Source organism: Micrococcus sp. 093350064-1 (assembly GCF_053627955.1).
Genome location: NZ_JBSEYU010000017.1, coordinates 1 through 11,522, shown reverse-complemented (window position 1 = coordinate 11,522; position 11,522 = coordinate 1). Strand labels below are relative to the sequence as shown.

Below are 11,522 nucleotides of genomic sequence, written 5' to 3'. Positions count from 1 at the left end.
GCTGTTCGTCATGATCTGACCAGTCTCCCTGCCCGCGACCGCGGGCAACAGGACGACTCTCATAACGACTGGACCTACGAAACGGGGTCAGCCCATGGCGGATACGAATCCAACCGCGGGTCGAATCGCGCGATAAGAAGTCGCCACCATGAACTCAACGATCCCCCTTCTTGGATGCACGCTCCTGCGCGCCGAGCGGAGCACCAAGTAATCGGATGGCCTCAGAACGCACCGCCCGTTCGAGGATGTCAGCCACGATCGCCAAGTGCTGGGGTTCGAATGAGCCTGAGCCGTGCGACAGTGTGTTTCGGGCTCTTGTGAGAGCAGTCTGGAGCGGGAGCGTTCCTTTACCGGTGTCTTCCTTGCGAACGGCCTTGATCAGTTCGGTCTTCGTGAGTTCCTCCGAGACCTTGTCCGGCAGTCGCTTCAGCAGATCTGCGAGCGCCGAGTCGAGGCCCTGCTGAGCCTCCCGACGGAAGTTCTTGTTGATGAATGTGAAGTCGGCCTTCTCGAGAACTTGCTGGGCACGCGCGAGTACGCCCTCCCGCTTGAGGCTGTACTTCTCTTTGTCCGCCTCATGCTTGGCGCGGTTTTCAAAGCCGTATGACCCCTCCAGCGCTTGGAGCAGAAGTAGGAACCTTGAGCGGGGATGTTGGTCAGTAGCCGTTGCCATTGCACCGTAGGTCTCAAAGAGGGGATGCCTAGTCGTGATCTGTCGCTGCCAGGCATGTAGCAGGTCGAGCAGGCTCAGGCCGTCGTTCGCAAGGTTGACCGCCGAACGAATCTCCTCAACCGCAGCGCGGGTTGAGTTGACGGGCAGGTGGGTGATGTCCCAGCCGAACACCTGGTCGCGGTGCGAGCGCGGGGCGGCCTCATCGACCACCGCGAGAAGGTACCGAAGCTCACGGGGAGCACCCGTCAGGAGTGAGATGAGCTGGCGGAGAGGGCGCACCCACTCAAGCCACCAATCGACAACCGTCAATGGCTCGTCCAAAGTGAGGCGCAAGACGGGGCCGAAGGCCATCCTGAACTCGTAGCCGTCGAGCGCCCGCACGCTGTAGTCGTAGCTGAAAGTCATCGACTGGCCACCGCCGCTCCAGGTGAACTTGGCGTCCTTGTCGACGGTGGCCTCCCAGACTGGCTCGTCGCCAGCCTTCATCGGCATTTTGACCCGAGAGATTGGTGCGACCCCCGCGACCGATTCCAGACCCTCGATCTGGAGCTCGATAGAGGCATACTTCCGATGTTCCGAGGTGTTGAATGCCTCAAGTGACAGCGCTGCGAAGGCTCCCACGGCTCGGCCGCTTCCTGGGAAGCTGTAGCTGAGTTCGCCGTTCATCAGGGCCACGTAGGCCCCGCTTGAGAGCCGGCCCGTGAGGACGTCGAAGGCGTGGCGCTGCGGAAACGAGGCGACTCCTGTCGCCTCTTCGGACACCCACTCGATCGGCAGATCGCCGTACAGGATCCCGGTTGGGTACTTCCCCTGCTCGACGGTCAGGAGTCCCGGGATCGCCAGGTGGCCACCTCTACGGTCGGGCACCTGCCAGGTGATGAGGTACTCGCCGGTCTCAAACGGCAGCTTGACTGCTGAGGTCTCCTTGGCTGGCCTCATCGCGATGCTCCGTTCGCACGCGCGAAGGCGGTCATCCGCCGAACAGCGGCAGGGAGAAGGCCGTCAACGTTCGTCTCACCCACAAGGCGGACCAGGTTCGCCCAGACCTGCCCGCGGACAGCTTGGACATCAAGGCTGTAGATCCTCGCCAGCGCCTGTTCGACGTCGTCGACGGAACCCGGCTGTCGCAGCGAAGTGGATGTGCGATCACCGGACGGATGGTCGGTCTCGGCAAGAATCCGCTCGAGCGGGATCAGTGAGACGTCAGACGGGTACTTCATTCCTGCGGCGTTGATCGAGAACCAGCAGTCGAGTTCGATCGCCCGCAACGTCTCGGCCTCGTTGCCGCGCCACCAGTGGAGCACAGCGCCCTTGATCGGCGTGCGCTCCAGCGCGCCAAGGACGCGGCCCGACGCACCTGAACTGTGGATAGAGGCGACGCGGGGAGTCCTCTGAAGCGCGCTAAGCACCGAGGCGAATACCTGCTCCTGATCCGCAATGGGCACCTTTGAGCGCCCGTCTAACCCGATCTCACTCACGAAGGCGGTCGACGCGAGCAACGAGCCAAACCTCGTTGCGTCGAAATCCTGCTGCGCCTGCGCGACGCCTGGATGGCAGCCCACGCCCCAGATCGTAACCTGATCGCGGCGACCCTTCACAGACTCGTACTCATCCAACGATCGAGTCGCCGCGAACACGACCGCGCCGAGCCGCTCGAGGTCGGCTGGGCGAGTCTTCGGGTTGATATGCGCATGCAGGTCGAGCGGGGGAAGTTGGGGTGCCATCAGAAGAGCCCCCGCAGTTCCTCAACTCCCCGCCGGGAGAGCGCGAGCGCGTCCTGCGCGGTGTATCCCTCCGGCAGTGACATCGCCATCACGTCGCGTGGCCGGATGCCCCGGTCTACGAAGTCACGGAGCGGCTCAACGATCGACTTCTGATGCACGAACGCGCTGTACCTACCGCTCGCGTCGTCTGCCAGGTAGGTGGTCGCATCGGGAATATCAGAGGCGATGAACGCTGCTCGGCGAACGAGACAGCCGAAGCAGACCCCGCAGGAGGATCCGGCTGGCGCGCCGCTATAGCGCCCATCGGTATGCGAGCAGGAGTTGGTGCTACTGAGGTAGGCCGAAGCAGCGTCGACGCCGACAGTATCCGCGACCCGGCGGAACATCTCGCCCTTGGTGAGAGCCTCGAAGGGATTCTCGATACGGCCATGTCCGCCTACGCTCAGCATCAGTGCAGATAGCTCACGCAGGAAGCGCGGATGGGTCGTGTGAGTCGAGAGGCTGCCACGACGGTCGGGGCCGAGTGGCGGGTTCAGCGAGGCGAACCCGTTCTCGGCGATCCAGAGTGTCGATCCAGCGCGCTCAGCGACGGCGAGCCCCAGCGCTAGGAAGAGCAGCGAGCGCGAGCGGGTCGATGTCTCGCTTCTAAAGGATGACCCGTCAAGGCGCTTCGACCTTCGATGAAGATGGAACTGGTGATGTACCTGCCGAAAGTCGGGCACCAGGTCGGCGATCGCACCAACGATGCGCTGCTGTACCGGCGAGATCGCGGTTGAACTGTAGTGCGATACCAGTGATTGGGACTGGTTCTTTCCCAGTTCGACCGCAGTCAGCAGCGCCCCGGCGGCTGAATCCGCGCCGCCGCTCAGCAGCACCGTCCGGTCGTAGTGCTGCTCGTCGATCGGGAGGCCAGTCTCCTCGGCGGCCGGCGCCTGCGTGAAGCTGAATGTCCAGTAGTCACCGGAGAGGAACCCGACGGTTTGGGCTAACTGCTCGGCGTGGGATGTCCACACGGCGGGGTCGTCGACCTCCACAGTGAGATGAAAATCTCGATCGTTCCAGCTTGAGCCGCCCGCTTCGCGGAGTATGGAGCGATCCGATGCAAGGACTGCCAGCGCGATCCGGACGAGGTCGACGTTACGCGGGTTGACGGCACCAAGCCCAGCCAGGTGCGGATCGACACCGCCGGTGAAGGTCGTACGACCGTTGCGAGTCCACAGGAAGACCTCGTCGAAGCCGTTGGCCTGCTGGGCAAAGTCTGCGGTTGCTTCGGAGAGCGTGAGCAGTAGCCGTCTCATGACGCGACTCCGAAGATCGCCCCGATGTCACGGATCCCATTCTCAATGGCCTGGGCCATCTGCTGCTCCGTTGCGCCGTCCGGGCTCAGCGTCGCTTGGGCCGCGTACTCTGCCGCGACGTCACGAATCTGCCGTTCCAGGCTCCGCCGCTTCTCAAAGCTCGCGTCCTTGGCGTAGATCGTCGACGACACCTCGGTCAGAGCGGTCTCAGCGATCGTCGTTTCGATCGATTTCCTGACGACTTCTTCAGGCGTCGGCGGATGATCCGCGGGTTGCTCAAGGATCCACTCGACCACAATGGAGACGATGTCGCGTTCCTCGGCGTCAGCCAGCGTGCTATCGGCTTGGGACTCAAAGGCCGTCTCGACGATCTTGAGTCCAATCGCGACAGGGTCGCCGAGCGCTTGTAGCTGTTCGTAGTTGAGACCTGCCTCACGCAGGGCCTCGCTGTTGCCCGAAGAGTAGGCCAACGCCAGCCGGCCGGCGCGCCCAGCCGCGCGCGACACCCGCCCAACGGACCGCGTCGCGCCGCCTGACGAGCGGCCACCGCCTCCGCCTCTAGGACCACCACCGCCACCACCGCCGGGGCCGTCACTTCTCCCGCCACGTCCGCGCGAATTGAGCAGCACACGAAGCGCGGGCCGGAGATCTACCTTCGGTGACTGACCAGGGGTTCCTGGACGTGTTGGCTCCGTCTGCCCGTCGTCTCCGTTCGCGCCTCCAGCGTCGGAACCATCGGCGCCGCCTGGCTCACTTGCATCAAGCCATGCGGCGATGTTGTCGCGGAGATCGCCTGCGTCCTTCCCACCGCTGCCACCGAAAGAGCCGCTAGTTCCCATTGCCGCTCCATGCCTTCTCGACGATGCCTGCGGATTGCTGGAGCTGCTGGTCATCTGAGCCTGCCCGCCAAGCATCAAGTACCGGCCGATAGACCGTCTGATCAAGTGGACGCAACTTGATGATCGTCGCGGGCTCGACGCTTGCAGCGGGAAGGCCCCTCAGCGCCGCCACGACGCTCGGCTGTGTGGCCGGCTGCTGAGCAGCGAGGCGGAGCAGGCTCTCAACGGTGAACTTCTGCAAGGCAGGCTGGTCACGAGTACGGCGTCCGAGGTGGCTAACCAGGATCTGGGCGTCGCCCTCTGGCAGTAGCTTCAGGGTTTCGTCGGTAACGCCTGCGCGGTCGAGCTTCAGGCTCGACGTCAGGGCGACAGCAAGATCACGGAGTCGCTCGGGCATCTCAGTGTCGATTACCTCGATCTTGGCGAACGATGCCGCCAGGAAGAGATAGCCCGAAATGGCGGTGGCTTCGAGTGCGGGCGGAAGCTTCGCCCAGCGCCGGAGCGTGTCGCTGAAGTCGTCGTCGCGGGCGGACTCAGACTCGGGCTCCGGTACAGAGGCACTCTTCTTCGCGCGCGCCGCCTTCGGTGAGTCGTCCTCCGAGAGTTCGGGCGTTTCGCCCTCGCGCCCATCAACGCGACCATTGGCCGCAATGTCGAGCGCCTCAAGTTTGTCGCGTAGCTGATTCGATGCAAGCCACCCGAGCACAGTCTCGAAGTCGTCAGTGAGGATTCGCTCCAGCACCATGAGCTTGGCGACTTCATCGGGCTCCAACTCGAACCCACGACGCCGGGCGACCGACTGACGCACATTCAGATCGTTCAGGAACCGCTTGATCCGTCGCGGGTTGCCGTGGAACTTCTCGTAGAGGATCGGCGTGAGACGGGTGGCCGTAACGAGATGCTCCGCCACCGAACTGCCGTCCTCGATCTCCAGATCGTCCAGGCTGCCGCCGCCGATACGCAGTTCGTCACACTTGGCGACGAACGCCGCATAGGCCGTCTCATCATCACGGAACTCAGCCTTCGCGAGCAGCAGGAAGAGGTAGGCCTCGGTGTCGAACCGGCTGAGCGCGGGGAGCGGGATGGTCGTCTGGACGATCTTGTGCAGGTAGAGCTTGGCCGGGTCCTCATCCCCGTCCTTCGGAGCTGCTGTTCCGAGCTTTTGCCGGATCGCCTCGGCGACGCGGTCCTCATCAGCCGCGATCACGAAGGACATGCCCTTCGCCGAAAGGAACAGACGAATCGCTTCGAGTGACTCGACCACGGTATCGGGCAGGCAACGATCCAGATCGTCAACAAGCACCACGACACGCGAAAGATGGGCAAGAGCAGGGTCCGCCAACAGCGTTTCAAACTCTTCGCGGAAGGCAGCCATACCCTTCTGACTGTCGAGGCTCTCGGGCTCATCGCTAACCAGGCCGAAGACATCGTCAATCTTCGGTAGTTGCATCGTGATAGCGGTCTTGGCCGCCATTTTGACGGCCTTCGACCAGTTCACCTTGCGCACGAGACGCTTGAACGCGTCCAGGCCGGCCTTACCGACCGGGTCCTCATCGTTGAACTCGTTGCCGAGAGCACCCAGCACCTCAGCGATGAGGCTCTCCTTTGGCCCAATTGCGGGGTCATAGAGCCACGGCTGAGTCGGGATAACGAGCACCTTGCGATCGATATCCTCAGATCGCTCCGTGATCTCCGACTTGATCAGCTCGAGTACGCTGGTCTTGCCGCTGCCCCAGGCTCCAGAGAGGCCGATCGCAACTGGGTCCAGCCCATCGTCAAAGATTGCGTCCGCGGCGGTCTCTGCCACGGCACGAAACGCCAGTAGATCCTCGGTCGCTGGTTCGTCTGACCAGAGTGGATAGGAGGGGGTCATAGCGCGTCTCCATCTCCGCCACCGGCGGCTCCGCCGATAAGCAGCCCTGCCTTGTCGGTCGTGTAGTTGTAATCGACCGGCCCAATCGGTGCAGCATCGAAGTGGTGCTCGGCAAAGCGGATGCGCATGGCCTCGTCCCAGTCGAGGTCGTCGAGATTGCGGGTGTCCTTAGTCTCGCGGATGAGGTAGAGCCGCTGCGTGCCGTTCTCGTCGTAGACGATGGCCCAGTCCGGCGAGTACTCCCCCACAGGCGTGCGCACGCGGAAGCGGCGCGGCAGCTTGGTGAAGAGCTTGACGTGCTCGCGGTTGTTCTCGAGCTGTGCGGCGAAGGCACGCTCGACGTGACTGTCGTAGTCGACGTGGTCGTAGAGGTTCACGCCGCCCTCAGGCGCGGCGATGACGCCGTTCTTCGGATCGGGGTTGCCCGGCAGAGGCTGCGGCGGGTTCTTGGATTCGACTTCGAGGAAGACGACCTCGGCATCCCACCAGTCCGTCTCGTCGATGGGTTCGTAGCTGATACCGCGCACCATCTGTTCGATGGTCTCGATACGGATGGCGTTCGCCACGATGCGTGCCCAGCGGTCAGGATCATCGAGGACGTGCCGGGCGTAGTCGCGGTCGGGATAGTTCAGGATCTCGCGCACGATCCCAGCCAGGGTCGGGCGGGTGAGCTGGAGCGGGAACTTGCCGTACTGCAACTGATCCTCGATGAGCTGCACGACGTCGGGCAGCCGCTGGCCTGCAGCAACGATGCGCTCGCCGCGCGACTCTGCCACTGCAGAATCCGCAGTGACGACATGCCCCTCGTCGTCGTAGACGAGATCAGCGGACTGCACGACGTTGGCGCGGCGCTCGATGAACTCGAGGTCGGCCAGGTGTTCCGATGCTGCGAGCACGATGCGGAGTGCGTCCGGATCGACGGTGACGCGGTAGCGCGCCTTGTAGCGAATACGCTTCCACAGTTCAGCGAACTCGGGGCTCTCGAACAGGGCAGGGCGCCTGCGGACGACGACCTCATTGTCGGCGTTGTCGACCTCGGGGCCGGCCTCGCCGGAGCCACCACCAGAGGCGATGTATTCGGCATTCAAGCCGTCGCGGAACTCCGTGAAGGACTCGTCGACGATGAGCGTCAGCCTGTTGATCGCCGGGTCCATCACGCGGTGACCGTTCTGGTCCACCGGCAGACGCAGGCCACGGCCGATCTGCTGTCGACGCTCCAGCTCGGAGCGCGTGTGACGCAGGAACCCGACCTGGAAGACGTTCGGGTTATCCCAGCCCTCCTTGAGCGCAGAGTGGGAGAAGATGAACGCGCGCGGGTTGGCGCGGTCGAGAATGAGCTCCTTGTTCGCGATGATCTCCTGGTACGCCCGCGCCTCCAGCTCGGCGTCCGATGCACGCCCCGATGTGTCCTTCAGGATGCCCGTTTTGGTAGACGGGAAGTAGGCGACCCGCAGCTCGGCAGGGTCAGGCATCTCGCTCTCGGAATTGCCTGCCCGGAGCCACTCCTCACGGAACAGCTCGTCGAACATCGCAGGCAGCACCGCCTCGTCACCGGCGTAGTCAGCCACACGCTCGACGAAGAATAGCGACAGCACCTTGATGCCACGGTTCATCGAGTCGATCTGCCCCTGCCGAGCCAGGTGCGTTCGGATGGTATGGCGGATCTGATCACGCCAGACAGCCTCGGAATCCACGCCGGTCTCAGTCCCGGCCTGCACGACGAGCTTGTTCTCGAAGATCACCCGGTCGGGTTTACGTTCGATGCTCTCGACCACCAACCCGCGATACTGCGGCAGTTTGCCGGACTCCTCGAACAGGTCGGTGCCGTTCTGCAGCACCACCGGCACCCGCTTGCCACCGGCCTTGTGGATGACCGCCTCGGCCATCAGGCGCTTGCGGACGCTCCGAAGCTTGTCGAGGCGCACGTACGGCTTGCCATCCTCGCCGGCGACGATTCCCTTGACCGATACCCGCTTGACCAGACCAGCCTCGGCGGCCTGCTTCGGGCCGAGCCTGTGCACGAGGTTGAACGACTCCTTGTGCGTTGCGCTGTAGCGCAGCGCCACCAGCGGATTCAGTGTGGCAATCGCCTGACGGCGCAGCGGCGTCGCCATGTTCTGCGGCTCGTCAATCAGGACAACCGGACGAGCCTTCGCGATCTGCTGCACACCACTGAGCGAGTCTCCCCACAGCTGTGGCTGCTCAGCGCTCGCGTAGAGCGTGTTCTTCTCCGGCTTATCGAGCGCCTGCACGCCTGCCACCAGGAACTGCACCGTGCCCGACGGCTCGGTGAAGTCGCTCAGCGCCGAGTTCTCGCCCAAAACACCCCATGTGTACGGGACGCCGGGATACTTCAGCCGGAAGTGCTCCTCGGTCTGCTCGAACGTCTTGACCACGCCCGCACGAATCGCGATCGAGTGGACGAGGATGACGAACTTCCGCAGCCCATACAGCTCCGCCAAGCGCAGCGCCGTCGAGATGTAGACGTATGTCTTACCCGTACCGGTCTCCATCTCAACCGAGAAGTTCGGGAACTCCCGCTCTGCGCCCTCGAGATCTGTCTCCGTAAGCAGCTCAAGCTGCGCCTGCGGATCAACGGCCTCACGAGCCGTGATCATCGTCAGGTTGTCCGCGAGGACGGAGCGCTCCAGCGTGAAGCCTGCGTGCCCGTCCGCGCCAGGCGCCTGTCCAGCGAGCGCATCGCGCGGCGGCACGAGGGCACCCTCAAACAGGTCGACCACCGCGGAGACGGCGGCCGACTGGTGCGGCTGATCGTCAAAGCGAAACTTCACGAGGCACCCGCTCCAGAAGAATCAGCTTTGACTGCAACCGCGGCGCCAATGTCAGCGTCACCGAGTCCTCGGCCTGGTCACCACGAAGAATCAGGGTGTCGTCGTCGCTCAGTCCCAGCGCATCCGCTGTCGCCAGCGAGAACGCATCGAGCGAGATCAGGAGACGTCCTGTGGACGTATTGCCCACGGCAGGCGTGAACTCGTAGACGACCACGCCGTCCACCTCATGCGTCGTCACGCGCGTATCGAGCCTCGTTCCCGTGGCCTTGAGCGCCACCTCCCACGCAACGTCGAGCGGCTTCGCACCATCAACCACCGGAGCGCCCGCCGTGTGGTCGAGCACCTGCGTCAGGTAGCTCTGCCCGGTCATCTCCGGAAGCGCGAACAGCGGCTTGTCGATGACGAGGTTCGTCGGACGCGTGCGGAAGATCCGGAAGCCCAGCTGTGGCGCATCGAGCGTCTCCTGTTGCAGGGAGGCCGCCGCACGGCGCAGTCGCTCCGCCGTCACCTCGAAGATCGTCTCGTACCCGGCAGCCAGCGCGTTCTTGCCCGACTCCTCGGACGCATCAGGCTTCTCGGGCACCTGCACCAGAATCCAGTGCCGCGTCTTGCCGTCTTTCGGGTTCTGCTCCCACACTGCCTGGCCCGTCGAACCGGATCCCGCGAAGAAGTCAAGGATCAGGTCGCCGTCGTCGGTGATGGCGTGGAACAGGCGGGCGAGCACTTCCGTGTCCTTCGGGTAGTCGAACACGGTTGTTCCCATGAGCTTGTCTAGCGCCTTCGATGCGGCACGGCGATCCTTATAGAAGACGGACGCGGGTGCCCACTCCTCATGCTCATGCAAGTAGGACTTGAGCTGGAGGCGCCCGCCCTCCTTCTTGGGATAGACGATGCGATCGTCATCGGCGAACGCCTCCATCTTCTCCCGTCCGTAGGCCCAGCCATTCGCGTGCGGTTCGTGACCGCGGAATGTGTAGACGAGATTGGGCCTCGGGTTCGGGCTTCTTAGATCTGACGCGAAGTAGACACCTCGAGCATCAATCACGCGATAGTGCTTGTGCGCTTTTGCGGGGGCTTCGTCAGGCAGTGAGTTGTACCAGGCCTGTAGCGCCGCCGTTGCCGCCTCATAATCTGTACCGTGAACAGCGCGTAGCTCTTTGACCTTCCCGTAAATCTCGTCGAGACCGGCCTTGCGCTCACGCCAGCGCGCGTCCTGTTCGCGCAGATAGGTGTGGTCACGCGCGTAGGCCACCACGTAGTCGTGTCCAACGGAGATCTGACGAGCATCGTTCTTACGGCCGCCATTCCAGATGAAGTTGCCGACGAAGTTCTCTGCGCCAAATACGGCATCGAGCAGCAGCCGCAGGTGGTGGACCTCGTTGTCATCAATGGAAACGAGGATCACGCCGTCGCGGCGCAGCAGGTGACGCGCGAGCGCCAGACGCGGGAACATCATGGTCAGCCACGGCGCATGCTTGCGCCCGCCGGTCTCGATCCGGCTGGTCGTGGCGTTGCCCTGGTCATCAACCTGACCGGTCTCCTCGAGGTACTGCCGCTCGGGCACCGCGAAGTCGTCGTTGTAGGTGAACGTGTCGCCGGTGTTGTAGGGCGGGTCGATGTAGATCAGCTTGACGGCCCGCGAGTAGCCGTTCTTCAGGAGCTTGAGCACCTGCAGGTTGTCGCCCTCGATCAGGACATCACGAGCATCCGGCCAGCGCAGGGAAGCGTCCTCGTCGGGCACAAGCGTTGCTGTAGTGGGGACACGCGCGTCCTGGCGTGCTCGCTCGATCCCGGGCCAGGTGAAGGAGAAGGCAGGCTTGACCTCGCCGTCAAGGCCAAGCGCCCCGAGCAACGCATTACGATCAAGTTCCCCATCGAGGAAGGCACTGGGCACCAGGTCGCGGAGCTGGGCGAGCAACTCTTCGTGAGCGTTTCGGGTCTCGTCCGGCACCGACGGGGTCATCGGGCGACCTCCTGGCGATGGGCGTCACGGTTACACGTTGTGCTGCTGGGGCCGTGCGACCACCTGGTGCTGAACGTTGTCATGCTGCGCTGGTTCTCCTCCGCGCTGAGGCGCGTTTTGAGTTGTGCTCTCGGGGCATGTCCTACGCTACCGATGACCACTGACATTGTTAGGGTGCCGCGCCGGAGGCGGTGCCGCGAGGGGTCTCGCGACGGGGAGCCTGACCGGCTCGACCGGACGTTGCGATCTGTCCAGGTTCTCTCACGTGAGCCGCCCCCTTCATTCGGTCCGGACGTTCTGTGAGTCGTCGGTTTCCATTTGATGGGTGCACTGCCGAGCGTACTCGGCTGGGGTTAGGTA

7 protein-coding genes are annotated in these 11,522 nt (G+C 63.6%); all 7 read right to left on the bottom strand.

Annotated features, from left to right (window positions below):
* Nucleotides 1–154: 154 nt before the first annotated feature.
* The 7 genes from ACUW6W_RS11320 to ACUW6W_RS11290 all read right to left on the bottom strand — a co-directional run bounded on the left by ACUW6W_RS11320 (nt 155) and on the right by ACUW6W_RS11290 (nt 11,162).
* On the bottom strand, nt 155–1,612 hold the full coding sequence (locus ACUW6W_RS11320) for an ApeA N-terminal domain 1-containing protein (protein ID WP_206496755.1): 1,458 nt from the start codon (nt 1,610–1,612) through the stop codon (nt 155–157).
* A complete protein-coding gene (locus ACUW6W_RS11315) occupies nt 1,609–2,397 on the bottom strand; it encodes a TatD family hydrolase (protein ID WP_206496754.1) in 789 nt (262 codons plus the stop codon). The genes ACUW6W_RS11320 and ACUW6W_RS11315 overlap by 4 nt, the downstream gene beginning before the upstream one ends.
* Complete coding sequence (locus ACUW6W_RS11310; protein ID WP_206496753.1) at nt 2,397–3,695, bottom strand: adenine nucleotide alpha hydrolase family protein; 1,299 nt, start codon at nt 3,693–3,695, stop codon at nt 2,397–2,399. The genes ACUW6W_RS11315 and ACUW6W_RS11310 overlap by 1 nt, the downstream gene beginning before the upstream one ends.
* Complete coding sequence (locus ACUW6W_RS11305; protein ID WP_206496752.1) at nt 3,692–4,201, bottom strand: hypothetical protein; 510 nt, start codon at nt 4,199–4,201, stop codon at nt 3,692–3,694. The genes ACUW6W_RS11310 and ACUW6W_RS11305 overlap by 4 nt, the downstream gene beginning before the upstream one ends.
* A gap of 322 nt (nt 4,202–4,523) precedes the next feature.
* The gene (locus ACUW6W_RS11300; protein ID WP_206496750.1) at nt 4,524–6,341 is read right to left on the bottom strand and encodes a P-loop NTPase fold protein; all 1,818 of its coding nucleotides are present in this window, start codon (nt 6,339–6,341) and stop codon (nt 4,524–4,526) included.
* A gap of 62 nt (nt 6,342–6,403) precedes the next feature.
* Nucleotides 6,404–9,199 (bottom strand): restriction endonuclease, encoded by a 2,796-nt coding sequence (locus ACUW6W_RS11295; protein WP_206496749.1) that lies wholly within the window; start codon nt 9,197–9,199, stop codon nt 6,404–6,406.
* Entirely contained in the window at nt 9,183–11,162 is a 1,980-nt protein-coding gene (locus ACUW6W_RS11290) for a DNA methyltransferase (RefSeq protein WP_206496748.1), read from the bottom strand. The genes ACUW6W_RS11295 and ACUW6W_RS11290 overlap by 17 nt, the downstream gene beginning before the upstream one ends.
* Nucleotides 11,163–11,522: the final 360 nt, after the last annotated feature.